22 protein-coding genes are annotated in these 26638 nt (G+C 61.9%); 11 read left to right on the forward strand and 11 right to left on the reverse strand.

The window, feature by feature from the left end; translation table 11 throughout:
- The first annotated feature begins 21 nt into the window (after window positions 1-21).
- Both ACFOGH_RS17785 and ACFOGH_RS17790 read left to right on the forward strand, forming a co-directional pair.
- On the forward strand, window positions 22-1011 hold the full coding sequence (locus tag ACFOGH_RS17785; RefSeq protein WP_380074511.1) for a capsular polysaccharide export protein, LipB/KpsS family: 990 nt from the start codon (window positions 22-24) through the stop codon (window positions 1009-1011).
- A gap of 51 nt (window positions 1012-1062) precedes the next feature.
- Entirely contained in the window at window positions 1063-1671 is a 609-nt protein-coding gene (locus tag ACFOGH_RS17790) for a FecR domain-containing protein (protein WP_380074512.1), read from the forward strand.
- A gap of 164 nt (window positions 1672-1835) precedes the next feature.
- Here the strand turns inward: ACFOGH_RS17790 and ACFOGH_RS17795 are convergent, their stop codons facing one another.
- Together ACFOGH_RS17795 and ACFOGH_RS17800 are read right to left on the reverse strand one after the other, a co-directional pair.
- The gene (locus ACFOGH_RS17795; RefSeq protein WP_380074513.1) at window positions 1836-3689 is read right to left on the reverse strand and encodes a CHASE2 domain-containing protein; all 1854 of its coding nucleotides are present in this window, start codon (window positions 3687-3689) and stop codon (window positions 1836-1838) included.
- Window positions 3679-4392: a Crp/Fnr family transcriptional regulator gene (locus tag ACFOGH_RS17800; RefSeq protein ID WP_380074514.1), complete on the reverse strand. Its 714-nt coding sequence runs from the start codon at window positions 4390-4392 to the stop codon at window positions 3679-3681. The genes ACFOGH_RS17795 and ACFOGH_RS17800 overlap by 11 nt, the downstream gene beginning before the upstream one ends.
- Before the next feature lie 156 nt (window positions 4393-4548).
- Between ACFOGH_RS17800 and ACFOGH_RS17805 the strand changes: the two genes are divergently transcribed.
- Window positions 4549-6432 (forward strand): calcium-binding protein, encoded by a 1884-nt coding sequence (locus ACFOGH_RS17805; protein ID WP_380074515.1) that lies wholly within the window; start codon window positions 4549-4551, stop codon window positions 6430-6432.
- Between the two features lie 60 nt (window positions 6433-6492).
- Here ACFOGH_RS17805 and hpaH read toward each other — a convergent pair whose 3' ends face one another.
- The 5 genes from hpaH to ACFOGH_RS17830 are packed head-to-tail and all read right to left on the reverse strand — an operon-like array spanning window position 6493 to window position 11114.
- Window positions 6493-7293 (reverse strand): 2-oxo-hept-4-ene-1,7-dioate hydratase, encoded by an 801-nt coding sequence (hpaH, locus tag ACFOGH_RS17810; RefSeq protein WP_380074901.1) that lies wholly within the window; start codon window positions 7291-7293, stop codon window positions 6493-6495.
- Window positions 7294-7295: 2 nt separating this feature from the next.
- Window positions 7296-8159 (reverse strand): fumarylacetoacetate hydrolase family protein, encoded by an 864-nt coding sequence (locus ACFOGH_RS17815; RefSeq protein ID WP_380074516.1) that lies wholly within the window; start codon window positions 8157-8159, stop codon window positions 7296-7298.
- A 9-nt stretch (window positions 8160-8168) separates the two neighbouring features.
- Entirely contained in the window at window positions 8169-9149 is a 981-nt protein-coding gene (gene hpaD, locus ACFOGH_RS17820) for a 3,4-dihydroxyphenylacetate 2,3-dioxygenase (RefSeq protein WP_380074517.1), read from the reverse strand.
- A gap of 30 nt (window positions 9150-9179) precedes the next feature.
- Entirely contained in the window at window positions 9180-10697 is a 1518-nt protein-coding gene (hpaE, locus tag ACFOGH_RS17825; protein ID WP_380074518.1) for a 5-carboxymethyl-2-hydroxymuconate semialdehyde dehydrogenase, read from the reverse strand.
- 9 nt (window positions 10698-10706) lie between these two features.
- Complete coding sequence (locus ACFOGH_RS17830; protein ID WP_380074519.1) at window positions 10707-11114, reverse strand: 5-carboxymethyl-2-hydroxymuconate Delta-isomerase; 408 nt, start codon at window positions 11112-11114, stop codon at window positions 10707-10709.
- A 313-nt stretch (window positions 11115-11427) separates the two neighbouring features.
- On the opposite strand from ACFOGH_RS17830, the gene ACFOGH_RS17835 reads away from it, so the two are divergent.
- The 3 genes from ACFOGH_RS17835 (at window position 11428) to ACFOGH_RS17845 (ending at window position 14017) form a co-directional block, all read left to right on the forward strand.
- Complete coding sequence (locus ACFOGH_RS17835) at window positions 11428-12375, forward strand: response regulator (RefSeq protein WP_380074520.1); 948 nt, start codon at window positions 11428-11430, stop codon at window positions 12373-12375.
- Window positions 12357-12746, forward strand: a complete 390-nt coding sequence (locus tag ACFOGH_RS17840; RefSeq protein WP_380074521.1) for a hypothetical protein — start codon at window positions 12357-12359, stop codon at window positions 12744-12746. The genes ACFOGH_RS17835 and ACFOGH_RS17840 overlap by 19 nt, the downstream gene beginning before the upstream one ends.
- 167 nt (window positions 12747-12913) lie before the next feature.
- Entirely contained in the window at window positions 12914-14017 is a 1104-nt protein-coding gene (locus ACFOGH_RS17845; protein WP_380074522.1) for a Zn-dependent alcohol dehydrogenase, read from the forward strand.
- Window positions 14018-14130: 113 nt separating this feature from the next.
- Here the strand turns inward: ACFOGH_RS17845 and ACFOGH_RS17850 are convergent, their stop codons facing one another.
- The 4 genes from ACFOGH_RS17850 to ACFOGH_RS17865 form a co-directional block, all read right to left on the reverse strand.
- Window positions 14131-16524 (reverse strand): ATP-binding protein, encoded by a 2394-nt coding sequence (locus ACFOGH_RS17850; protein WP_380074523.1) that lies wholly within the window; start codon window positions 16522-16524, stop codon window positions 14131-14133.
- Window positions 16525-16587: 63 nt separating this feature from the next.
- Window positions 16588-16998, reverse strand: coding sequence for a response regulator (locus ACFOGH_RS17855; RefSeq protein WP_380074524.1), 411 nt, complete (start codon window positions 16996-16998; stop codon window positions 16588-16590).
- Between the two features lie 151 nt (window positions 16999-17149).
- Complete coding sequence (locus tag ACFOGH_RS17860) at window positions 17150-19963, reverse strand: PAS domain-containing hybrid sensor histidine kinase/response regulator (protein WP_380074525.1); 2814 nt, start codon at window positions 19961-19963, stop codon at window positions 17150-17152.
- Between the two features lie 208 nt (window positions 19964-20171).
- Complete coding sequence (locus ACFOGH_RS17865; RefSeq protein WP_380074526.1) at window positions 20172-20930, reverse strand: DeoR/GlpR family DNA-binding transcription regulator; 759 nt, start codon at window positions 20928-20930, stop codon at window positions 20172-20174.
- A 284-nt stretch (window positions 20931-21214) separates the two neighbouring features.
- Here ACFOGH_RS17865 and glpD point away from each other — a divergent pair, with 284 nt between their 5' ends.
- The 5 genes from glpD to ACFOGH_RS17890 are packed head-to-tail and all read left to right on the forward strand — an operon-like array spanning window position 21215 to window position 26638.
- A complete protein-coding gene (gene glpD / locus ACFOGH_RS17870) occupies window positions 21215-22810 on the forward strand; it encodes a glycerol-3-phosphate dehydrogenase (protein WP_380074527.1) in 1596 nt (531 codons plus the stop codon).
- A 9-nt stretch (window positions 22811-22819) separates the two neighbouring features.
- On the forward strand, window positions 22820-23887 hold the full coding sequence (locus tag ACFOGH_RS17875) for an ABC transporter ATP-binding protein (protein WP_380074528.1): 1068 nt from the start codon (window positions 22820-22822) through the stop codon (window positions 23885-23887).
- On the forward strand, window positions 23887-24963 hold the full coding sequence (locus ACFOGH_RS17880; RefSeq protein ID WP_380074529.1) for an ABC transporter ATP-binding protein: 1077 nt from the start codon (window positions 23887-23889) through the stop codon (window positions 24961-24963). Before ACFOGH_RS17875 ends, ACFOGH_RS17880 begins: the two co-directional genes overlap by 1 nt.
- The gene (locus ACFOGH_RS17885) at window positions 24963-25835 is read left to right on the forward strand and encodes a carbohydrate ABC transporter permease (protein ID WP_380074530.1); all 873 of its coding nucleotides are present in this window, start codon (window positions 24963-24965) and stop codon (window positions 25833-25835) included. Before ACFOGH_RS17880 ends, ACFOGH_RS17885 begins: the two co-directional genes overlap by 1 nt.
- The gene (locus tag ACFOGH_RS17890) at window positions 25835-26638 is read left to right on the forward strand and encodes a carbohydrate ABC transporter permease (protein ID WP_380074531.1); all 804 of its coding nucleotides are present in this window, start codon (window positions 25835-25837) and stop codon (window positions 26636-26638) included. Before ACFOGH_RS17885 ends, ACFOGH_RS17890 begins: the two co-directional genes overlap by 1 nt.

Consider the following 26638-nt stretch of genomic DNA (forward strand, 5'->3'; position numbering starts at 1 on the left):
GGCTGTGTGTGAGAGTGCCCGATGCCCCGTTTTGCCGTTTTGCCCGCCACACCCCCCGATACCCTGCCCGCCAGCGTGATCGTGCATGCCGGGGAAAGCTGGTATCAGGATGTGGCGCTGGGGCGGTTTGATTTCTTTGAAAAGCTGGGCCACAGGGCGCAAGAAGAGGGCCTGACTGCGCTGCTTGCCCCCAGCGAAAGCGCGGTTTCGGCCCAGCTTTTGCAGGACAGACGGCATGTTCATATTCTGATCGGCCCGCGCGCGCCGATTGGGCCAGGAATCCTGCATGCCCATCCGGGTTATCTGCGCGGGTTCTGGTATCTGGATCCGGTGGGGGTCAACATGGCCTCGTCGTTGATCCGTCGCGCGTTCAAACCCGATCAGATCGACGCCAAGGCCGCGCGGTTTTTCTTCAACGGCGTGGCCGGCTGGAACCTGCGGCAGAACGTGTCAAAGTTCCCTCAGGCCGAGCGGCGCGTGCTGCCCGCAGCCTTTGCCACCCTGTTCCTGCAGGACATTGAGCATTTCGCCAGCCCGGTGCATTACATTGAAACCACGAAGATGCTGAAGCTGGTCGCGCGCGAAGCCGATGGCGCGCGGGTTTATGTCAAACTGCATCCGCTGCAGCGCGCGGAAACGGTGGCCTGGGTGCAGCAGCAAGCGCGCAAGCTGGCCAATCTGGTGATCTCTGACGCCTCGGTGCATGATCTGGCGCAGGCCGCGCAGATGGTGGTGACGCAGAACTCTGCGGCGGGGTTTGAGGCCTTGATGCAGAAAAAGCCCGTCATCACCTGCGCGCAATGCGACTATCATCATGCAACCGTGGTGGCAAACCGCCCCGCGCTTTTGGTGCAGGCCCTGCATAGTGCGACCCTGTCGCATGCAGGGTTTGACTATGAGAAATACCTTTACTGGTTTCTGGCGCAGAACCTGCTGGAACCTGCCAAGCCGGAATTTCCCGATCTGGCTTGGGCGCGGATTAAGGCGGCGCAAGCGGCGGCGCTGGCTTGAACGCGGAAAATGCGCTAGACTGCGACGCATTATTTGCATGAGGTATTTGCGATGCCCTCCCCGATCCATTTGCGTCGTCGGCATGTGATGCTGGCGGCTTCTGCCGCGATGCTGCCCTTGCCGGTCTGGGCGGGGGGCGATGTGGGCGTGGTGGAAACCACCGAGGGCAAGGCTTGGGCGGCGGGTTCGCCTGCCCGCGATCTGGTGGCACAGGCCGCGGTGTTTCTGGGCGATGAGGTTGGCACCGGGCCAGAGTCTCGGCTGGCGATGATGCTGGCGGGCACCACGCGGATCTTGATGGGGCCGCAGACGACGCTGACAATTGATCAATACACCGCCGAAGCGGGTGGCGAGTTGGTGCTGGGCGATGGCGCGCTGCTGTTTGACCGCGATGAGGGCGCTCCGAAAACCCCCGTGCAACTCAGCACCGCCTTTGGGCTGATCGCCGTGCGCGGCACGCGGTTTTTCGCGGGCCCAAGCAACGGCAAGTTTGGCGTGTTTGTCGAACGTGGCGAAGTGCGGTTGTCGGGCGGCGGGGTCGAGGTGGCGCTGCTGCCGGGCTTTGGCAGCGATATTGCAGAACCCGGTCAGGCCCCGTCTGCGCCTGCGCGCTGGAAACAGGCACGGATTGACGCCGCGATGGCTTTGGTCGGGGCTTGAGGCGGATCGACTTTCACATTGGACAATCTGGCGAAGGCTATTGCCTTCGTCATGCGGTGCAGGTGCCGCTGAAACCGCCGGGCCTCCAAGGCCCGGCCAGCGCCCGACCCGCCGATGGCGCGCGCTACTCGCCCGCAGGCAAACGCCTGCTTGTCGATCAACCCCTAGACCACAGGTGGCACGGTGTAGGCCGCCACCGCCCCCAATCCGCGCAACTCGATTTCGCCCATGCTTTGCCACGGCAAACCCGGCAGGGCTGCGTGCAATGCCGGTCCGGCCAAGAGCGTGACGCCAAGGCCCTTGCCCGCCTGCTCTAGCCGTGCAGCGATGTTCATCGCGCGGCCGTGGGCTGTGTAATCCAGCTTTTCGCCCGCACCGACATCGCCCACCACCAGCACGCCGCATTCCATCCCGACACGGGTGATGCCAAGGCCTTGGTTTGCCGGAACAGCGGCGAATTTCACGCCGTAAGCTTGCAATGCAAGCCCCGCCTGCACCGCCCGTGCGGCGTGGTCTGGCAGATCGAACGGCGCGTTGAACAGCACATGCGCGGCGTCGCCGACAAATTTCTCGATCATGCCGCCATGGGCGTGGACGATCTGGGTCAGCCCGTCGAAATAGCGGTCGAGGATGGCGATCAGATCGGCGGGGGCGAGGGCATCGGCATATGGCGAAAAGCCTGCGATGTCGGTGAACAGCGCGGTGATCTCGCGCGCTTCACCGGGCAGGCGCGAAAGCCCCGGCTGAGCGGCGATATGCGCCACCACGGCGGGAGAGAGGTGACGCTCGAACCGCCGCCGCATGGCTTGGGCGTGGCGGCGGGCGGCCAGCATGGCGCTGGCGGTGGCGCTGAGGCCGGTGGCCAGCGGCAGCAGGGCGGGGTTGACCGGATCAAGCGCGATCCCGGCGCGCAGCCATAAGGCGGTGGCGGTCACAGCCCACAGCAGCGGCAGCGCCAGCGTCACGGTCAGCGCCTGGGTGGCAGAGCCAGTCGCCGCAACCCACAGCGCCAGCGCGGCCATGGCCAGTGCGGCTGCAATCTCGGCCCAGCCCGCCCAAGCGGGGCGCAGCAGAAGCTGACCCGACAGCATGGTTTCAATCGCATCCGCCTGTATCTGCACCGAGGGCGCAAGTGGGGTCACAGCCGTGGGGCGCAGCGAGGCCGCTTGCGGCGCGCTTAAGCCAAGCACCACGATTTTTGTGGAAAAATCGTGGTCTTGGGACAAGGTCTGCGCCAGATTGAGGGTCCGGTCGCGCCACCGCGCAGGATCGGTCGGGCGGATGCGCAGATCAGCGTCCGGCCCCATGGGCAGCGCAATATCGCCCAGCATCAAGCGCCCCTGCCCGATGCGCAGGGTGCTGGCCCCCTGCGCCAGCCGCACGACTTCAGCGGCAAAACCGGGTGCGGCGGTCTGGTCTGCCAGCACCAGCAGCGGCACCCGGCGCACCCTGCCCTGCGCCTCACCGCGCAGAGCGCTGACGCCAAGGCCTTTGGCGGTCAGCGTCGAGGCCTCCAGCCCCGGCGCGAACCACGGCTGCACCGGCACCGGCGGGCCAGCCGACAGCAGCGGCACAAGCGGCGGAACAGGGCCAGCCTGATCTGACAGAGCAGCGGCCAGCACCGTGGGCACCTGCGACAGGGCGGCTTGCAAGGCGGCGTCGCCATCGGGCAAGGCGGCGGCCCCCGGCACATCCGCCAAGGCCAGTGGGCCTGCGGGATCAGGGCCGGACAGCACCAGATCAACGCCCAACACGGTCGGATTCTGCGCCGCAATCTGTGCGACGACCCCGGCAAGCCGCGTGCGCGGCCACGGCCAGCGGCCCAGTTGTGCCAGATCGTCCGCCGCGATCTCGATCACCTGCACCTGCCCCGAAGGTGCGGGCGCACGCGCGGACAGCCCCGCATCCAGCGCCGCCTCGCGCAGATCGCGCAGGGCGTCCGGCGCAGCCAGTCCCAAGACGCCTGCCAGCACCAGCGCGGCAAAGCCTGCACGCAGGGCGGCGCGTTCAATCCGCATCGGGTTCGGCCAAGGTTTGCAGCGCGGCGATGTCGCAATCCCAGCCATCGCCGCCTTTGATCAACGCGCCCGCATCGGCCAAGGCCTGCAAAGCGCGGTTGACCTTGGGGCGGCTGGCCCCCAGCACGGTGGCAAGTTCGGTCTGGCTGATTTCAAGCCGCAGGGTGGCGCGGGCAGGCAGATCGTGACCATTCAACTGCCGCAGGGTGAACAGCAAGAACCGTGCCGCGCGGGCCTCTAGCGGGTAGAGCGCGATGGATTCCAACTGCTCGGTCGTCTCGCGCAGGCGGCGGCTGAGGTAGCGTGCGACGCCCATCGTCAGCGCCGGATGCGTGCGGGCCAAAACGTCATAATCGCGGCGGGCCAGGACATAGCCCAGGGTTTCCGCCACCGCCGTCGCATCAGCCGAACGCGGCTGCTGATCAAACAGCGCCAGTTCGCCCAAAGTGTCGCCCGGTTCGGCATGGCGCAGCGTCAACTCGCGCCCGCCTTGGGTGATCAGCGACAACCGCACGCGGCCCGATTTCAGCGCCACCAGCCATTCGCCCGCATCGCCGCGTTGAAAGATCACCGTGCCTGCCGTCCAGCGCTGCGGGACGGCCACCGCCGCCACATCCGCCAATACCGTTTCGGGCAAATCCTCAAACAGCGGGAAAGACCGCCAAAAGCTTGGTTTTTCGCGTGGGGGCGGTGCAGCGCTCATCAGGGCTCCGTTGCTTTTGGCAAACTTCGCCTGTGCTGCGGTTTCGCGCAAGGCCCTACCCCCTGTTCCGCAGGGAACAGCCGCCCGCACCGCGCCGTGGCATTCCATCCCTACGACGGCAATCACGCCGCCTGAAACAGATAGATGGAGATTGAATTGGCATCCCTTTTTGGTAAATCCGGCACCCTCGGCAATGATGCAGAAGTGACCGACGGCACTTTGGGCGTGTTGAATGATGTGATTTCCGGCCTGACCGGCAATGACACGCTGTTTTCCTATGTCGGCGACGACACCCTGTCGGGCGGCGAAGGCAATGACGTGCTGCACGACGAGGCTGTGCTGGGCGTGTCCGGCAATGACAATCTGAACGGCGATGACGGCAACGACACGCTGTTTGGCGGCCTCGGCAATGATACGTTGAACGGCGGCGCCGATACCGACACCGCAACCTACAGCACCTCGACGGCCGCGGTGAATGTCGATCTGACCCGCACGACGCAGATTGGCGGCTTTGCCCAAGGCGACCGCTTGATCAGCATCGAAAACGTCAATGGGTCAGGCTTCAGCGACCGTCTGGTTGGCAACAGCTTGGCCAACAAGCTGCAAGGGCTGAACGGCAATGACGTGATCTTCGGCGGCATCGGCAATGACAGCCTGTATGGCGGTAACGGGCGTGACGTGCTGGACGGCGGCAGCGAGAATGACCTGCTCGACGGTGGGGCCGAGAATGACCAACTTTCGGGTGGTTCAGGGCATGATCAGATGTTCGGCGGCGCGGGGCGTGATCTGCTGAACGGCGGCAGCGGCAATGACCGGATGGATGGCGGCACCGATCATGACATCCTGAATGGCGACTCCGGCAACGACAGCATCACGGGCGGCAGTGGTAACGATGTGCTGACCGGAGGGCTGGACAACGACAGCCTTGATGGCGGCGACGGTGACGACCGCTTGGACGGCGGCGCTGGCAATGATCTGGTGCATGGCGGGCTGGGCAATGATACCGTGCTGGCCAGCAGCGGCGATACGCTGTTCGGCGACAGCGGCACCGACACGCTGGATTTCACCAATATGTCGACGCCGTTTCAGGTGATCGGCGGCAACAACCAGATCAACCTTGTCACCGGCACCTTTGGCACCACCACCTTCTCGGGGTTCGAGAATGTGATCGGCACCAGCAACATCGACACGATCACCGGCAATTCCTCGGCCAACCGGCTGGAAGGCATGGCGGGCAGCGATACCATCCTGGGCGGCTTTGGCAATGACACGGTGCTGGGCGGAGACGGCAATGACAGCGTCGATGGCGGCTTTGACTCGGATCAGGTGTTCGGCGGCGCGGGCAATGATCAGGTTTCGGGCGGCAGCGGCACCGACACGGTGAGCGGCGATGCAGGCGATGATGTGATGAGCGGCGGCTCCGGCAACGACCGGATGGATGGCGGCTCTGGCAATGATCAGATGCACGGCGATGCAGGCGACGACGTGATGAACGGCGGGACGGGCAATGACGTGATGGCAGGCGACAGCGGCAACGATGTGATGACCGGCTTTCTGGGCAATGACACGCTGACGGGGGGCGACGGCAACGACAGGCTTGACGGCAGCTTTGACAACGACCGGGTTGAAGGTGGTGCGGGCGCCGATGTGCTGAACGGTGGCACCGGCAATGACGTGCTGGTGGGCGATGCCGGGGCGGATGTGCTGACCGGGGGCAGCGGGGCGGATGTGTTCGTGTTCCGCGCCAGCACCGACTCGCTCAATCAGTTGGGCGGGGCCGATCTGATCACCGATTTCCAAGTGGGTATCGACCGGCTGGATTTCAGCGGGCTGGATGCCGATGCTGCCACCGCCGGGGATCAGGCCTTTAGCCTTGTGCTGGGCGGCAATGCGGCAGGCACCATCCACGTTGAACATTTCGGAGCCGGGGCCGATGCGATCACCCAGATCGCGGTCAATATGGATGCCGACGGCAACCCCGATCTGATCGTGCAACTGACCGGCAACGTGAACCTTGGCTTTGGCGACTTCCTGCTCTGACCGCTGCGAAAACCACCTGCAACGCCCCGGCTTGGTCCGGGGCGTTCGCGCTTTGTGGGGTCAGGCGAAGAAGCAGCCAACCGTGCCCAAGGGGCCATAATCGGCCAGAATAGTATCGCCATGCCGCGCCTCAACAGGCCGGATGAACGAGCCCGAAAGCACGATCTGACCGGCCTCGATCCGCTGGCCATATTGCCCCAAGCGGTTCGCCAACCACGCCACCCCGCGCGCCGGCTGGTTCAGCACCCCCGCGCCCAAGCCGGTTTCTTCCACCTCGGCGTTGCGCATCACGATGGCCCCGGCCCAGCGCGGATCAAAACTGTCGGGCCGCATCGCACGGCCCCCGGTGACGATTCCCGCATTGGCGGCATTGTCGGAAATGGTATCCACAATCGTGCGGGTTCTACCCGATGCCGGATCAACGCGCAGGATCCGGGTATCCAGAATCTCTAGCGCGGGGATGATGTAATCGGTGGCGTTCAGCACATCCGTCACCGTCACCCCCGGCCCTTGCAGCGTGGCTTTCAGCACAAAGGCCAATTCCGCCTCGATCCTTGGTTGGATGAAGCGGTCGGCTGGAATCGTCGCGCCATCCTCAAACGCCATATCATCCAGCAACACGCCCGAATCCGGTGTGGCGATGTTCAGCGCATATTGCATGGCTTTCGAGGTCAGGCCGATCTTCCAGCCAATCGTCCGGCGTCCCTCGGCATGGCGCGCCGCCACATAAGCGGCCTGCACCGCATAGGCGTCATCCATCGTCATTTCGGGATGCGCAATCGACAACAGACCGCATTGCACACGGGTTTTCTCGGCCTGCACCAGACGGGCCGCAGCGGCGGCGATTTCGGCAGCGCTCAGCATTATGGCACCTCATCTGCAACGGTGTTGGTCAGCGTGCCGATGCCTTCGGCCTCAACCTCAACCACATCGCCGGGTTTCAGCCAGATCGGCGGATCAAACCGCGCCCCCGCGCCTGTCGGCGTGCCGCAGACAATCACATCCCCCGGCACAAGCGTGGTGAAGGTCGAGATATAGGCAATGATCTGCCGAAACCCGAAGATCATCCGGCTGGTGCGATCCGATTGGCGCACCTGCCCATTCACCCGCGTTTGCAGCGCAATGTCGGCCAGTTGCGATTCATCGGTAAACGGCACGATCCACGGCCCGATAGCGCCGGAACGATCCCAGTTCTTGCCTTGCGTCACGTTGAATTTGGCATGGCGCACCCAGTCGCGGATGGTGCCTTCGTTGCAAAGGGTCAACGCCGCGATATGGCCCAAAGCGTCGGCATCGGCAATCCGCCGCCCGCCTTTGCCGATGATGATCGTCATCTCGCCCTCGTAATCCAGTTGCGGGCTTTCCGGCGGGCGGATCAGCGGCTGACCATGCCCGGTAAAGCTGCGGGCAAAACGGGGGAACAGCGACATATATGGCGGGCTTTCCTGCCCATCCTTATACTCGGCATTGCGATCGGGGAAATTCACCCCGACGCAGAGGATTTTTTCCGGCGCGGTGATCGGGATGTCATAAACAATATCCGCCACCGCAAAATCCGCAGCCTGCCCCGCTGCCAGATCACCGATCTGCGGCAGTGCCGCCTGTTCAATCACCGCACGCAGGCTGGGCCACTGCCCGCCATAACGGGCGGAAAGATCAATCACGCCGCTATCGGTGATCGCCCCCCAAGCCGAGCGGCCCTGATGCATAAAGCTGGCAAATCGCATCCCCACCCCCTATGGCGCAATGATCGGCTGCGCCGTCAGCACCGCATCGCGGGCGGCGACATTGGCAAAGGCCGAACCATTCTCAAACCAGCTTTTCGGTGCAGGCGCCCCCCACAAGGTCTGGCGCTGCGGGTCTTTCAGATCCCAGTGGATCGGTTCCAGATCAGGGTCAACGGTTTGATAGTCCGAGCAATAAATCTCGGTGCGGTGGCCGTCTGGGTCAAGGATATACAAGAAGAACGCGTTGGAAATGCCATGCCGCCCCGGCCCGCGCTCGATATTGGCGACATAGCCGGTGGTTGCCATAAGATCGAGCAGGTCGATGATGTTCAGCGGTGTCGGCACCCAGAACGCCAGATGGTGCAGGCGCGGGCCACGGCCATTGGTAAAGGCCATATCATGCACCCCACCCTTGCGATGCATCCACGCCGCCCACAGCTTTTTGCTGCCCTCGTCCTCGGTGTATTCCGTCACCCGGAAACCAAAGGAATTGTAGAACGCAACCGAGGCATCGACATCGGGCGAAAAGCAGTTGAAGTGATCAATGCGCAGCGGTTTGACGCCATGATACAGCGCGTATTGCTGATGGATCGGGGGCAGACGATCCATCTTGGCGTAAAATTCCAGCGGAATGCCATGCGGATCAGCCGTGCGCAGGGTGCGGCCCATGAACGGGCGCTCCACCCAAGCCACTGGCAGGCCTTGATCGGCGAAGAATTTGTGGGCGGCATCCAGATCAGCCTCGGCAAACACCTTGAAGCCCAGCACGTTGACACAAGGCGCATCGGCTTTGCGCAAGATCACGCAATGATGGCCACGCTCCTCCATCGCACGCAGATAGATGGCCTCGGCGTCCTCGTGGCTAACCTGCAAACCCAGCAGGTCGACATAAAACGCCCGGCTTGCCGCCAGATCTTTGACGGCCAGTTCAACATGGCTGAGGCGGATGACATTAAACGCTGGATACAGCACGGGGCTGGGAACGGGCATGGGCTTCCTCCCTGAAGCAATAATGGTAACTTAGCCGCCAAGTTTCGGTATTGGGTGGGCCTGCGTGGCAAAAGCGATGTTCTTGGTTTCCATGTAGAAATCGAACGACCACTGCGCGCCGTCGCGCCCGATGCCCGAGTTCTTCACGCCCCCGAACGGCGTCGGCAGGTGGCGGATGTTTTCCGAGTTTACCCAGATCATCCCAGCCTCCAACGCTTCGGTAAAGCGGAAGGCGCGGGTGACGTCGGCGGTCCACAGATACCCCGTCAGCCCGTATTGCACATCATTGGCAATCGCCAAAGCCTCGGCCTCATCCTTGAAGGGAATCGCCGTCAGCACCGGGCCAAAGATTTCCTCTTGCGCGATCCGCATCTGGTTATGCGCGCCGGTAAACAGCGTTGGGCTGACATAGCAGCCGCCCCCCGGTCCCGCGAATTTCGCGCCGCCTGCGGCCACCACCGCCCCCTCGGCGCGGCCGATTTCGATATACTCCAGCACCTTTTTCTCATGCACCGGATGGATCAGCGGGCCGACAACCGTTGCAGGGTCCAGCGGATGGCCGACCACAATCCGCTTGGCCTTCTCGGCCACCATCGCGGTGAAGGTGTCATAAATGGAAGCCTCCACCAGCAAGCGGCTGGACGAGGTGCAACGCTCGCCATTCAGCGAATAGATCATGAAGACCGCCGCATCGGCGGCGCGTTCCAGATCGGCGTCGGCAAACACGATCACCGGGTTCTTGCCGCCGAGTTCAAAATGCACCCGCTTCAGCGTATCGGCACCCTGCTTCATGATCATACTGCCGGTGCGGCTTTCGCCGACAAAGCCAATCGCCTTGATGTCAGGATGCTCGGTCAACGCCCGCCCCGCATCCTCGCCAAAACCGTTGACCAAGTTCCACACGCCGGCGGGCAGACCTGCGCTTTCGGCGATCTCAACCAGCAGCCGCGCCGATAGTGGCGAGAACTCGGCAGGCTTATGCACCACCGTGCAACCCGCCGCCAAGGCCGGCGCGATCTTCCAGGTGGATAGCATGAACGGCGTATTCCACGGCGTGATGATCCCCACCGGACCAATCGGGGTGCGGGTGGTCATGTTGACCTGCCCCTTGGCGTGCAGCGTCTGCCCATCACGCGCCTGCGGTGCCAGATCGGCGAAATAGCGGAAATTCTCGGCCCCACGCAGCGCAGCTTTCGCCATGAAGCGAATGGATTGCCCGGTGTCCATCGCCTCGACAAAGGCGATCTCCTCAGCCCGCGCCTCGATCGCATCGGCGATGCGGTGCAACAGCGCGCGCCGCGCTGCACCATCCATCGCGCGCCACGCCGGAAAAGCCGCCTTCGCCGCCGCCGCAGCCCGCGCCACATCCGCCGCCTTGCCCTGCGCCACACGCGCAATCGGCGCAAGATCGACGGGCGAGATGGTGTCAAACCATGCCCCGTCCTGCGCCGCCACCGCCTTGCCGCCGATATGGTTCAACACCCCGTCGCGTCGAAACCGCGCCAGATAGCCCTCGGCCTTGGCAAGATTGCTGTTCAGATCAGACATGTCGGCCTCTTACTTGCCGCGCAGGCGCGGGTGGATGGCATTTTTCTTCCAGCTTTGCGCTGGATCGAGTTCAGAAATATCCAGCGTCAGCGCGAAATGCGGCGCCTCGAACAACGGCGCGAAATGCGCGCAGGCCGCAGCAAAGATCATCGCCCCCGCCCGCTGCTTTTCCTCGGCGCTGCGCCCCGCCCCAATCCGCAACCGCAGATCGGCAAAGGCGTTCTCGGCCAGCAGATCGGCCACCGCATAATCATCACAGCGCAGCGCCCGCACACGGATCGCGCCAAGTTCGAACAGGCCACAATCCACCATGGCCGCGTGCAGGCTGCGGCAAAGCCCGGCGATATCCGCCTGCGCATCCAGATTGCCGGAATATTCGATGGTCAGATGTGGCACGCGCGCCTCCAATGGTGTCATTAACGTGTTAAATAATATCGCCTGACCTGTCAAGCCTGACAGTCGGCGCGCCTCGCTCACCACCCAAAGGCGAATCAGAATAATTCCTGTGGTTGAAATGTATGTTTTTAAGTACCGGTCCGTTGCGTGGCGCAGAAAAGCGCAGCCAAAGGCCGATACACAACTATACGGCGATTATTTTGCCCAAATAGATAGATAGCGCTGGCCTCTGCCCGATATTTGCCACAATTTGAAACGAACTTTCTTAGAAGCTTTGTGAAATCACGGCATCCATGCCCTGCAATCAGAAGGCGTTCAGGCAAGGGGGGCGACAATGAAAATCTTGGCAGTAGATGATGATCCAATCTTTCTGGGGATCTTGCTTCCAATGCTTGCCGCACTGGGACAAACCGATGTGACCACCGCAAATTCGGGCGATGAGGCTCTGTTCAAGCTATCGGCCGAGTCGTTTGATTGCCTTTTGCTCGATATCCAGATGCCGGGCATGAGCGGCGTGCAGTTGTGCGGCCATATCCGCAATCTGCCCAACCATCGCCGCACACCCATCGTCATGATCACCTCGATGACGGGCAAGCGCTTTGTCGATGATGCGTTCAACGCAGGGGCCACGGATTACATCACCAAACCGTTGGACCCGATGGATCTGAAAGCGCGCATTTCGATGGCCGAGCGTTTGCTGAAAGAACGTCGCCTGACTGCGGCTTTGGAAAAGAAAGCTGATCAGCGCAACGACGTCATCGCCATAGAGGTCGATTTCGAAACGCCATTCCCGATCCCCGGCTTTGACCGCGCGATGGAGTATCTGGCGCTGGAAAACTATCTGCTGATGCTGGGCAGCAAGCGGATGTACAGCACGGCGGCCTTTGGCATCTCGGTCAGAAACGCCCATATCTTCTTCAAGAAATCCGCACCCACCTGCTTTGTGAACATGCTGGGCGATGTCGCCTCGGCGATCAGCGATGCGGTGAAGGCCGAACAGATGATGATCGCCTATGCCGGGTCAGGCAATTTCGTGGCGGTTGTGTCCTCTGGCCTGTCCACCGAACTGCTGGAACTTGAAGCCATGATGCAATCAGGGATCGAGGATTTCGCCAGCTTTTACACGGCTGACCGTCTGCCCCTGCCGCAGATCAAGGTTGGTGGGCTGGCCCGCGCTTCGTTCTTTGGCTTGCTGAACCCGACCAGCATCCTGGAGCACGCGATCGACCTTGCCCAATCACGACCCGACTCAAAATCCAAATCATGGTGGACAGCAGCATGAGCAGCTTGCACTCTTTCAGCGGAGCCTTCGGCGGTGGAGCCAATGAGATGACAGCCGTGCTAGAGCCTGCGCGCGCCATGTTCCGCGGCTTGATCGTCGAGCGGATCATGGCACTTGAGGCCTATCGCAAGCTTGTCCAGCACGGCGAAAATCCGCAGGACGAACTGGCCAAGATCGCCGGCATTGCCCACAAGATTTCGGGGGTGGGGGCAACGCTGGGGTTTTTCAGAACCGGGCAACTGGCCGGCAATCTGGACCGCGCCATCACCGAAAACCCGGCGAAATGCGCTGACCCTGCCTATTTCCAACTGATCATCGACCCGATGCTGGAGTCACTTCTGATGGAAATGGAATCTCTGCTGGACGATTAGGCCAAGGCGGCAACGCACCCGCCAACCTACGGCATTTCAGAGTGCCACCGTGCGCTGGCACAGCCAGACGCGCGAAAGTTTAACGCGCAGCAAGCGTGCGCGCCTTCGCCCTGAAACTATTGCATAGGTATGCAAGAAATGTCAGTTTCAGGCCGAAGGAGACTTCCATGAAAGCTGCCGTTCTGCGTACCTTCGACCGCGACCTTCAGATCGAGGATGTCCCGCTTGCGCTGCCCCGCGACCGCGAGGTGCTGGTGCGCATACGGGCCACCGGGGTCTGCGCTTCAGACCTGACGACGATCCGGGGCAAGACCGGGGCCGAACTGCCTTTGGTGCCCGGTCACGAGGCCGCTGGAGTGGTCGAAATGGTCGGTCCGGGGGTGTCAAAGGTGCGCCCCGGCGATCGCGTGGTGCTGTCGTGGGCACCAAACTGCGGCCAGTGCTTTTACTGTCAGGGCAGCCACCCGACGCTTTGCGACACTTACGGTATGGCGGCGGGCCATGGGGCGTTGTGGGATGGCACGCGGCGACTGGGGCCGATCGACGCACCAATTGCCCATTATTCCTGCATTTCCTCGTTCGCCGAACAGGCTGTTGTGCCCGAAGCCGCCTGCATTCTGATCACTGAAGATGTGCCCTTCGCAGTCGCAGCTTTGGTCGGCTGCGCGGTGACGACAGGCTTTGGCGCGGTTGTCAACGATGCGGGCCTGCGACCCGGCGAAAGCCTTGCCGTCATCGGTATCGGCGGCGTTGGCATCAATGCACTTCAGGCGGCAGAGGTCGCAGGTGCAGGCGTGGTTCTGGCCATCGACATTGACCCCGCCAAAGCTGCGCTGGCCCTGGCGCATGGCGCAACCCATTTCTTGAACGCCGGTGATCCCGATCTGCCCGAAAAGGTCCGCGCCCTGACCCAAGGTCGCGGAGTCGATTCTGCAATCGAATGCACCGGGCGGCCATCCGCCATAGCGCAAGCCTATCATCTGACCCGACCGGCCGGTCATGTCGTCATCGTCGGCATCGCGCCGAAGGAAGCGGATCTGGCCCTTCCCGCCATCGGCTTTCCGGGGTCGAAAAAGCGGCTGATCGGCTCGATCTACGGCGGTGGCATCCCCGAGCGCGACATTCACCGCATCCTTGACCTTTACCGCAAAGGCCGGCTGAAACTAGACGCCCAGATCGGCGCCCGCATTGCACTATCCGAGGTCAACGAGGCCCTGCGCTGGCTGGAACAGGGCGTGCTGGCCCGCACCATGATAGAGTTTGCCGCCTGACAGGGCGTTCTGTCAGGTTCAACCGACCGATATCCACCGCACAAAATGTGGCAGTTCAGAACGCTGCAAGTTACCGGGTGCGCGAGATTCATGCAAACGACCCCGCGCCGGGGTCATTTGTTCGATGCCACCAGACTGCTGATCGCCCATGACAGGTCAATCGCGCCAATCGGTTTGCCGATGCAACTGTCGAACCCGGCAGCAATGTAATCGGCAACCTGATGCGCCATCACGTTCGCCGTTACCGCGATGATCGGTACCGGCTTGGCGCGGTGCTGAATTTCCAGCGCGCGGATTTCGTGCAAAGCGGTCGGGCCATCCATCACCGGCATGGCAATATCCAGCAAGATCGCGTCAAACCGCCCCGGTTGCCACGCCTGCACCGCCTGCGCACCGTCATTGACGATCACCACCTCGGCGCCCAACCGCGTCAGCATCATCTCCAGCACGGCACAATTCGTCAGGTTGTCATCCGCCGCAAGCAGCCGCAGACCGGTCAGCGCCACCGCCTCTTCGGCGGGCTTGGCTTGCTTGTCCAGCGTCGCCGCACTCAGCGGCAGCGGCAAGGATACGACAATCGCGGTGCCCCGCCCCGCCGCAGATGTCACCTCAATCTTGCCGCCCATGCGCTCCACCAGCGATTTGGTGATCGTCATGCCCAGCCCTGTGCCGCCAAAGCGCCGTGTCACCGAACTGTCGGCCTGACTGAACTCGTCATGCAGCCGCGCGACTTGCTCGGGCGTCATGCCGATACCAGTGTCGCGCACTTCGATCAGCAACGGCGCGGTGGCCTTGCCGCTGATCTTGACCGTCACCGACCCCTGATCGGTGAACTTGATGGCGTTGCTGACCAGATTGTGCAGCACCTGCTGCACGCGGTAAGGGTCGCCCATCCGCAGCAATTCGGAACCCGAACCAAGCAGAACCTCGAAATCCAACCCCTTTTCATCGGCGCGCAACTCATATTGGTCTTCAATGCGCTTGGCCAGATCCATCGGGTTGAACGGCAGGTCTTCAAATTCGATCTTGCCTGCCTCAATCTTCGACATATCCAGAATATCGTTCAGGATATTCAACAGCGCCTCGCCCGAGCGGCGGATGATACCGATCATGCGTTTCTGATCCGGCTGATCCAGCGTGGTTTCCAGCAATTCCGCCATCCCCAGCACCCCGTTCAGAGGCGTGCGGATTTCATGGCTCATATTCGCCAGAAACTTTGATTTGGCGCGGCTGGCGTCCTCGGCATCGGCCTTAGCGACGTAAAGCTGCGTCACATCCGACCCGACGCCGCGAAAGCCCGCGAACGTGCCGTCATCCTCAAACACCGGCGCGCCGCTCATCCGCCGCCAGCGCACGATGCCATCGGCCGATTGCGGTGCACGGTAGACAAAATCGCGGAAGGGCTGGTTGGAATTGAGCGCCGACAGCATGATGTCCCAGTCAATGCCGGGCAGCATATCGGGGTGGGCTTGCAGCCATTCCTCTTGGGTTTTGCCGATCAGCCCCTCTTTCGGGATGCCGCCATCGTCAAAATAGTCGCCGTCCAGCACAAAGATAAAGCGGCGATCCGCGTCCATTTCCCACAGCCAACCATCCGAGACCGTGGCGATGTCGATCAGGCGCTTTTCAACCCTGGCGCGCTCAACGATCGACCGCTCCAACTCGGCCTTGACGGCTGACAGCGCCTCTTCGCGGGCGCGTTGCTCACTGATATCAACCTGCACCCCCGTCACCAGACCCGGCGCGCCGTCTGTCCCCCAGCGCAGCGCGCGCCCGGTATCCAGCACCCAGATCCATTGCCCCGCCTTGTGGCGCAGCCGGTATTCCGCCTTGTAGACCGCACGCGGGTCTTCAAACAGCTTGTTGAACAGCGCCTCGGTGGCCTCAAGGTCATCCGGGTGAACCCGCTGCCGCCATGTCTCAAATGTAACGGGCTGCAATTCTTCCAGCCGATAGCCCAAAAGCTGCGCCCAATACTCGTTCACGCGATGCTCTTGTGTGGTGACATTCCACTCCCAAGTGCAGATCTGCGCCCCCGCGATCAGGTTGGTCAGCTTCTGTTCGGTCAGATATTGCATGCTGATGTCAGAGTGGACTTCCATCAGGCCGCCGCCCGACAAGATCCGTTCCACAACCCACAATTGCCGGCCGTCGTGAAGCATCCGCTTCCAGCCCGTGCAGTGCTTGCGGCGCATCGCAATGCGGTAGAGCACCCACTCGTCCTGGCTTGATTCCGCTTCGACCAACTGATCCTGCTCAATGGCAAAATGCAGAATGTCTTCAAACGAAGTGCCAGGCACCAGCACCGGGCCAATCAGTGGGTAAAAGTCGCGATAGCTTTGATTGCAATACAAAAACCGATCATCGGAATCGTAGATCACCACGCCCTGTTCCAACAGGTCGAGCGCTTCTCGGCTCGGTAATTGCCCCTCCGTAATGCCAGTATCAGCCTGTTTCGGATCATCAGATCCCGAAGTGTGCGCGCCGTTCACATCCAGCCTTTTCATTCACTCGTCTAAAGACAGGTCCACATGATGCCCGGTCTCTGTCAAGCGAATGTTGCGCTAAACTCAACTTGCCGCAGAGTGACGTCGCAACAATGCATCCACCGTTGAAACCAGATCTTGCCGGCTCAGCGGCTTTGGCAGGGTCACTTCCAGCACAGAGGCCGCTGTGCTGAGATCAAACGGCGGGTGGTCGGCATTCGCGGTAAACCGGATCACCGGCGTTGTGGCATTCATCGTGCGGCCTGCGCGCAGATGGCGGATCACACGATCCCCGGTGATGAAGGGCATGTTCTGGTCCACGATCATCAGATCATACTGATGCGTCAGGGCTGCTTCCAGCGCCTGCCGCCCGTCGGATGCAATCGTCAGTTCCACATTCACATCGAACAGGAATGCCTGAACGATGCTCTGATTGACCTCGTCATCCTCGGCCAACAACACTTGGAACTTGGTCTGCGAAACGTCACTTGCCATAAGATCAACCACCACCTGAAGCAACAAACTCTGGCCCCTATATAGACCAGAACGTGCAAAAGTGGGTCAAGAAAATGGCCCCGAATGGCCCGATTGGCCTATTTGACAGGGGCAATCACGCGCAAACAATCTCAGGTTGTATTCCGTTTCCTTACAATCGCAAAAGACTATGCAGGACGTGCAAAAGGTCCAACCTGCGAAACGGTTTCGCCAGATGGCTGTCAAATCCGCCGATCAGATAATCGGCAATCTGCGACGGCATCGCATGTGCCGTGATCGCAACGGCCAGAACCGCAGGCAATTCGCGGGCTGATTCGATGCTGCGAATCTGCTCCAGCGCGCTCATCCCATCCAGCACCGGCATGGTGATATCCAGCAACAGCAAATCGTAAGGCGTGCCGCGATCCAGCGCCGCCTGCCAGGCCGCAATCACCTCTTGGCCGTTTTCAACCTGCGTCACCACCGCGCCGGTTCTGCCCAACATTTCGGACAGCACCAGCCTATTGGTGGCATTGTCATCCGCACAAAGCAGCCGCACCCCCGCCAAGCCATCTTCCTGCAAGTGATCGGATTTCGGCTTGGCTTGCGGCGCGGGGGCGGCGTCAACTTCGGCCAACGGCAAGGTGATGCGGAAAACCGAGCCAACCTCCGGCGTGCTGTCCACCGTGATCTCACCTCCCATCAGCGTAACCAATTCCCGCACGATCGACAGCCCCAACCCGGTGCCACCAAACCGCCGCGTCATGCTGCCATCGGCCTGCTCAAAGCTTTCAAACACCCGCGCAAGCTGGGTTTCACCCATGCCGATCCCGGTATCCGAGACCTCAATCTGCACCGGCTTGCCGCTGCGGCACGAGAATTTCAGCGTCACGCTGCCACGCTCGGTGAATTTGAACGCATTGTTCAGCAGATTGTTCAGCACCTGCATCAAGCGATGCGCATCGCCCAGCCGCGGTTTGTCACAGCCCGCTGTCGCCAGCACCTCAAACGCCAGGCCTTTTTCTTCCGCCGCAATGGTAAAGATCGATTCCGCCTGACGGATCAGCTCCAGCGGCACGAACGGGGCCAGCTCCAGCGCCATCTTGCCCGCCTCGATCTTTGACATATCAAGGATACCGTTCAGCACCGTCAGCAAGGTCTCGCCGGATTTGCGGATGGTGTCGATCATCTGGCGTTGGATGGGTTCCACAACCGTATCGGCCAGCACCTCGGCCATCCCCAGCACACCGTTCAGCGGCGTGCGGATCTCGTGGCTCATGTTCGCCAGAAAGGTCGATTTCGCCCGGCTCATTTCCTCGGCGCGGATCAAGGCTTCTTGCAGGCGCTCTGTCGCTGCCAGAGCCTCGGTCACATCGGTGAACCGCACCACCCCGAAATGCTCATCGCCCATGTCCAGAAGCGCCATATTGAACGCCAGCACCCCACGCGTGCCATCGTCGCGCAGGAAAGCATAGGGCACATCCTGCATGGGCCGCACAGCGCGCAACGCCAGCGCGAAGGGCGACTGATCCGGAGCAAGTGCCGTGCCATCGCGATGCTGCAGCCGCAGTTTCGTGATATCCGGCGCACCGCCCGCATCGGCTTCACAGATCTGGCGCAGCAGATCATCGGCTTCCTGATTCACATAAGAAATCCGATACGCCGTATCCAGCACCACAATCGCGCAACCGCTGGCGTCCATCACATCCTGCAGAAACGCGCGTGCGGCAAAGGCCTCTTGTTCCAGTTGCTTTTGCGCGCTGATGTCCAGATGCACGCCCGACACCCGCGACGCGCTGCCATCTGCCGCCCGTTCGGAAATCCGGTAGCGCGACAGAATCCACACCCAATGGCCTTGGGCATGGCGCATACGGAATTCAACACTGGCCAGCGCCCCCGGCAAGACATGCGTATAGCTGCGGTCCGACAAGATGGCCGCGCGGTCGTCAGGATGCAGCAAGGCCAGAAAATCATCCTCGGCCAGATTGCTCAGCTTGGCCGTCTCCAGCCCGATGATCTCGCCCCAACGCCCGCCGACGCCAATCTTGCGACTGATGACGTCCAGATCCCAGATACCAACCGCAGCGCCTTCGATGATCCCGCTCAGATGCTGCTCGGCCCGGTCGCGGTCGGCCAGCACGTTCTTCAGATCGCAGTTGGCCGCATCCAGCGCCGCAAGATGATTGCGCCGCGCGGTGATATCAAAGCCCATCGCAATCAGACCGCCATCGGCGGTGCGGGTGCTGACGCGGCGCATCCAGCGGCCATCCGGCAGACGCACTTCATCCTCCGAGTATGGCTCGCGATACTGCGTCAACCGCGCCTGCAGCCAGGCCTCTTGCTGCGCTTCGCTGGCGGCAGCGAAAAACGTCTGCTTGCGCAGCCCCGCCCGCAATAACTCGGCCAGGGGCATGCCGGGCATGGCATATTCCGCAATCTCGGGAAACATCTGCTGATAGGCCGCATTCACCGCAAGCAGGCGGTGTTCGGCGTCAAAGATCACCACTGCATCGGGCAGCGCCTGAATGGCGTTGTTCAGCCGGATATGCGCGGCTTCTGCGGCAGCCGCCAGCGCTTGCATCTGCGCCTCTTGCGGCACCGACGCAGCCTGCGCCAAAAGCCCGTGCAACAGATCGGTCAAGGGGCGCATATCCACCGGCGCCGCCGTTTGGGCCAGCCAATAGCCCACAGCGCCCACGCACCGCCCGCCTTCCAACATCGGCAGCACCACCGCACCCGGCTCTTGGCCACCGGCAAAGTCACCCGCCGCAATGTCTGAAACCTGCACTGCACCCGGTGCGACGGCATCGCCCATCCAACAGGCCTGCACCAACCGCGACACCGCCCGTCCCACCACCGCAGGCCGCACCCCATCCAGCCGCGCCGCATGGTGGCACAGATGCACCCGCCCAGCCTCGGCCCGCCGATAGATCGCAATCCCGTCCAGCCCGACGACATCGCACAACTGATCCAGCGCAGCCGCCATCGGCAACGCCGAGCCACGCTTAGAACAGTCCAAAAGGTTCGCAAGAACTGCAACCAAAGGTATATCGGCTGGCAATGGCAATTCCCTCAGAGATTGTCCATTGCTACCGCTAAACCACGCAACATCCTAGCCCTGAAGCTGAGATTTCCGTCGCGTCAGGCGGGCAGATGCAGGGGCAAGGCGCAGGCCCTTTGACAGGCATCGCCCTTCAACCAAGGTTGATCTTCACGCCCCAATCGCTGCACCGCTGTGCCAGATCGTCGGGCAGCGGCTTGTCGGTAAACATCTCGGTGATCTCGCCCAACGACGCCAACCGCGCCGGGGCCGAGCGCCCCAGTTTCGAGTGATCGCACACCAGAAACACCCGCCGCGCCTGCCGGATGATCGCCTTTGACACCCGCACTTCCGCCAGATCGAAATCCAACAAATCGCCATCTGCATCCAAAGCCGAGGCGCCGATGATAGCGTAATCGACCTTGAACTGCTCAAAGAACTGCGTGGTCAACTCGCCCACCAACCCGCCATCCGACCTGCGAAACGCCCCGCCCGCCACCATGATCTCGCAGCCCGGATTGGCCACCAGGATGTTGGCCACATTCATGTTGTTGGTGATCACGGTGATGTTGCTGTGGTGCAAAAGCGCGCGCGCCACCGCTTCGGTCGTGGTGCCAAGATTGATGATGATCGAGCAGTTGTCGGGGATTGCCGCCGCACAAGCCCGCGCAATCGCCGCCTTCGCGGCCTCGTTCATCGTGCGCCGCTCGTCATAGCCCAGATTGCTGACCCCGGTGCGCAACACCGCCCCGCCATGCACCCGGTCCAGCAGGCCGGAATCGGCAAGCTCGGTCAGATCGCGGCGGATGGTTTGCAAGGTCACATCAAAGCGCTGCGCCAGATCTTCGACCACCACACGGCCATCGGCGCGGGCAATTTCGACGATTTCGGTCTGCCGAAAACTCAAGGCCAAGGCGCTGTCCTTTCGCCGGGGTGACGCTGCGATAAGCGGCATGTTTCAGCGATGTGCCGCCCGCGATCAAGCCAGAAAACATGCCGCACCGCGCGCATAGATCACGCCGCAATGCAGCGCGAATTTGTGCGAATTTCAGATTTATCCAGCAGAAGCAAACCAGTTAGCGCCACCATGACGCGCAAAATGTTCGCTTTATCCCATTTCGCAAAAAAGCGAAAATAACGGGTTGACCGAAGGCTGCACATCACGCAGGTTTGATCTCGCTAGGGAGGAGACTTAGCGTGACCCAGAATGCCCGGCCCGAAACGGTCGATCTTTTCATCATCGGCGGCGGCATCAACGGCTGCGGCATCGCACGGGACGCGGTCGGTCGCGGCTTGTCGGTGACGCTGTGCGAACAGGCCGATCTGGCACAGGCAACCTCCTCGGCCAGCACCAAGCTGTTCCACGGCGGCTTGCGGTATCTCGAGTATTTCGAGTTCCGTCTGGTGCGCGAGGCACTCGAAGAACGCGAAACCCTGCTGGTCGCCATGCCGCATATCTCATGGCCGATGCGCTTCGTGCTGCCCTACCACCCCGACATGCGGTTTGAGGGCGAAACCCCCACCGGCAAGCTGATGGCCCGCCTGATGCCGTGGATGAAGGGCCGCCGCCCGGCATGGCTGATCCGTCTGGGCCTGTTCATGTATGACACTTTGGGGGGCCGCAAAATCCTGCCCGCCACCCGCACGCTTGATCTGAAAACCGATGCGGCGGGCAAGCCCCTGCAACCGCGTTTTGCCCATGCCTATGAATACTCGGATTGCTGGATCGAGGATGCCAAGCTGGTCTCGCTGAACGCCCGCGATGCGGCCCAGCGCGGCGCAGCCATCCACACCCGCACCCGCGTTGTCTCGGCCACGCGCATCGGCGATCTGTGGCAGATCACTACCCAAAACGCTGACGGCCAAACCACCCACACCGCCCGCGCCCTCGTCAATGCAGGCGGGCCTTGGGTCGAGGATGTGATCCGCAACGTCGCCCGCATCAACTCGTCCGAAGGCGTGCGGCTGGTGCGCGGCAGCCATATCGTGACCCGCAAGCTGTATGATCACGACCGCTGCTATTTCTTTCAGGGCACCGATGGCCGCATCATCTTCGCGATTCCCTATGAGCAAGACTTCACCCTGATCGGCACCACCGACAAAGATCACCAATCCGCCCCCGGCCAAGCCATCTGCACCGATGAAGAGCGCGATTACCTGCTGAATTTCGCCAGCCAGTATTTCGCCAAACCCGTCACCCGCGATGATGTGGTCTGGACCTATTCCGGCGTCCGCCCGCTTTATAATGACGGCGCCACCTCGGCCACCGCCGCCACCCGCGATTATGTGCTGTCGCTGGACCAAAACGGCGCGCCTTTGCTGAATGTGTTCGGCGGCAAGATCACCACCCACCGCCGCCTTGCTGAAAGCGCGCTGGCCAAACTCGCCCCGTTCTTCCCCCATGCCAAACCGGCATGGACCGCCCGCGCCCCCCTGCCCGGCGGCGATTTCCCGCATACCGATGTGGCAAAGCTGACGGCCAGCCTCCATCGGAACTATCCCTTCCTCACCCCCTACTGGGCCGCCCGCCTGATCCGCGCCTACGGGTCCGAGGCCGCAACCCTGCTCGGCCACGCCCGCACCGCAGCCGATCTGGGCCAAGACTTTGGCGCGACACTGACCGAGGCCGAAGTGCGCTGGCTGATCACCCACGAATTCGCCCGCGAGGCCAATGACATCCTCTGGCGTCGCACCAAACTCGGCCTGCGCATGAGCGCTGCGCAAATCACTCAACTTTCGGCCTTCATGGCTGCTACAGTAACCCCGCGGGCCATCAGCCCTGCGGCGGAATAAGGGAACGGCATGTCGATTGAACTGCAATCCGTCTCGCGTGTGGTGAAGGGGCAGACTTATATCCAGCCCACCAGCCTGACGCTGGAAAAAGGCACGATGAACGTGCTTTTGGGGCCGACCCTGTCGGGCAAAACCAGCCTGATGCGCCTGATGGCTGGCCTTGATCAACCCACCACCGGCCGCATCCTGTGGCAGGGCCGCGATGTCACCGGAATGCGCGTGCAAGACCGCAAGGTGGCGATGGTCTACCAGCAATTCATCAACTATCCGGGCATGAGCGTTTACGACAACATCGCCAGCCCCCTGCGCCTGATCGGCAAATCCTCGGCCGAGATCGACCGCGCCGTGCGGCAGGTGGCCGAGATGCTGAAACTGACACCGATGCTGCAACGCAAACCGCTGGAACTGTCAGGCGGCCAACAGCAACGCTGCGCCCTCGCCCGTGCCTTGGTGAAAGACGCAGGCCTTGTGCTGCTGGATGAACCGCTGGCCAACCTCGACTACAAACTGCGCGAGGAATTGCGCGCCGAAATCCCGCGCATCTTCGAGGAATCCGGCGCGATCTTCGTCTATGCCACGACCGAGCCGGAAGAGGCCCTGCTGCTGGGCGGCAATACCGCAACCCTTTGGCAAGGCCGCGTCACCCAATTCGGCCCGACGCCGCAGGTCTATCGCAACCCGGTCGATGCCACCACGGCGCGGGTGTTCAGCGATCCGCCGATGAACTTCCTGCCCTTCACCAAGCGCGGCACAGCCCTGAGCCTGAACGCCCCCGCCTTCGCGCATCTGCCCGATGGCAGCTACACCGCAGGCTTCCGGCCCAACCATCTGCAACTGCACAAGCCCAGCGCCGATGCGATTGAACTGCCCTGCACCACGATTGCTTCGGAAATCACCGGATCGGAAAGCTTCCTGCATCTGCAACACGGGGCTGACCGTTGGGTCGCCTTGGTGCATGGCGTGCAATCCCTGAACGCGGGCGATCCCGTCAGCCTCTGGCTCGACCCCGCCCATATCTATGTCTTTGATGGCGACGGGCGCTTGGCGCAATCCGCCTCTTACGCGGTGGCTGCATAATGGCGCAAATTACCCTGAAAAACCTCGCCCACAGCTACAGCGCCACGCCTTCCAGCGATGCCGATTACGCGCTGAAACAGATGGATCACGTCTGGCAGGATGGCGGCGCTTATGCCCTGCTCGGCTCGTCCGGTTGTGGCAAGACCACGCTTCTCAACATCATCTCAGGGCTCTTGCGCCCCAGCCAAGGCCGCGTGCTGTTTGGCGACCGCGACGTGACCGACGCCGCCACCGCCGAGCGTAACATCGCGCAAGTGTTCCAGTTTCCCGTGGTCTACGACACCATGACCGTGCGCGAAAACCTCGCCTTCCCGCTGCGCAATCGCGGCATGGACCCCGCTTATATCAAGGCCCGCGTTCAAGCCATTGCGCAAACCATCGGGATGGAGGCGACGCTGGATCGCAAAGCGCGCGGTCTGACCGCCGACGCCAAGCAAAAGATCAGCCTTGGCCGTGGCATGGTGCGCGAAGATGTCAACGCCATCCTGTTTGACGAACCCCTGACCGTGATCGACCCGCATATGAAGTGGGAATTGCGCACGCAGCTGAAACAGCTTCACCGCGATTTCGGCCACACCATGATCTATGTGACGCATGACCAGACCGAGGCGCTGACCTTCGCCGACAAGGTTGTGGTGATGTATGATGGCCGCGTCGTGCAAATGGGCACGCCCGAGGAGTTGTTCGAGGCACCCGCGCATACTTTCGTCGGCTATTTCATCGGCTCGCCGGGGATGAACCTACTCGATGCCACCGTCACCGGCAACACCGCGCAAGTGCTTGGCGCGCAGGTGCCCTTGGGCGCCGCTTACGCCCCCATCAGCGGCCGCACCCAAATCGGCATCCGCCCAGAATATTGCGAGTTGTCCGCGACCGAAGGCCTGCCCATCACCATCCGCCGCATCGAGGACGTGGGCCGTCACCGCATCATCCGCGGCGAGGTTGGCGGCAATGCCTTCAACGTCATCGCCCCCGAAGGTGCTGCGATTGGGGCCGATCACACGCGCGTCCGCTTCGCACCCGAACGGATCAACGTCTATGCCGATGACTGGCGCGTGCAAGGAGGGGCCGTCTGATGGACAAGACCCAGAACAACAAGGCGTGGTTCCTGATCCTGCCGGTGCTGATCCTCGTGGCATTTTCCGCCGTGATCCCCCTGATGACCGTGGTGAACTATTCGGTCAACGACACCTTTGGTTCCAATGATTTCTTCTGGAACGGCCTCGGCTGGTTCGAAGAAATGATCGCCTCCGACAGGATGCACGCCGCCCTTGGCCGTCAGGTGCTGTTCTCGGCCATCATCCTCGCCATCGAGGTGCCGCTTGGCATTTTCGTCGCCCTCAACATGCCCAAGAAAGGCTTCTGGGCCAGCTTCTGCCTTGTCCTCATGGCGCTGCCCCTGCTGATTCCGTTCAACGTGGTCGGCACCATCTGGCAAATCTTCTGCCGCATCGACATTGGCCTGCTGGGCCACAGCCTTGCTGCCATTGGCATCGACTACAACTACACCAACGACGCGCTCGACGCTTGGATCACCATCATCGTGATGGACGTGTGGCACTGGACCTCTCTCGTCGCCCTGCTTTGCTACGCTGGCCTGCAATCCATCCCGCAAGCCTACTACCAAGCCGCCAAGATCGACCAAGCCAGCCGTTGGTCTGTGTTCCGATATATTGAGTTGCCGAAAATGTCCGGCGTGCTGCTGATCGCCGTGCTGCTCCGGTTCATGGACAGCTTCATGATCTACACCGAGCCTTTCGTGCTGACCGGCGGCGGCCCCGGCAACTCCACCACCTTCCTGTCGATCGACCTTGTGAAAATGGCCGTCGGCCAGTTCGACCTTGGCCCCGCCGCCGCCTTCTCGATCATGTATTTCCTCGTGATCCTGCTGGTGAGCTGGGTGTTCTACACCGTGATGACCACGCTTGACGCGCAGGAGACCAAGTGATGAAAAACCGCGCCTCGCTGATCACCATGACCCTGTATCTGCTGTTCCTGCTGATCCCGATCTATTGGCTGGTCAACATGAGCCTCAAGACGAATACCGAGATCACCTCGACCTTCTCGGTGTTCCCGCAGACCCTGACCTTCGCCAACTACATTACCATCCTGACCGATCCGTCGTGGTATATGGGCTATGTCAATTCGATGATCTACGTGGTGATGAACACCGTGATCTCGATCACCGTGGCCCTGCCCGCCGCCTATGCGTTCAGCCGCTACAGCTTCATGGGCGACAAACACCTGTTTTTCTGGCTGCTGACCAACCGCATGTCGCCCCCCGCCGTGTTCGCGCTGCCGTTCTTCCAGCTTTACTCCTCCATCGGCCTGTTCGACACCCACATCGCCGTGGCGCTCGCGCATTGCTTGTTCAACGTCCCCCTCGCGGTGTGGATCTTGGAAGGCTTCATGCGCGGCGTGCCAAAGGAAATCGACGAGACGGCGTATATCGACGGCTATTCCTTCCCGCGCTTCTTCATCCGCATCTTCATGCCGCTGGTGGCATCTGGCATCGGGGTGGCTGCGTTCTTCTGCTTCATGTTCTCATGGGTCGAGTTGCTTTTGTCCCGCACCCTGACCGCCGTCGATGCCAAATCCATCGCCGCCACCATGACCCGCACCGTGTCCGCATCCGGCATGGATTGGGGCGTCCTCGCCGCTGCAGGCGTGCTCACCATCATCCCCGGAGCCTTGGTCATCTACTTCGTGCGCAACTACATCGCCAAGGGCTTCGCCCTCGGGAGGGTTTGA

The organism is Cypionkella sinensis (assembly GCF_042646385.1).
GTDB lineage: Bacteria > Pseudomonadota > Alphaproteobacteria > Rhodobacterales > Rhodobacteraceae > Cypionkella > Cypionkella sinensis.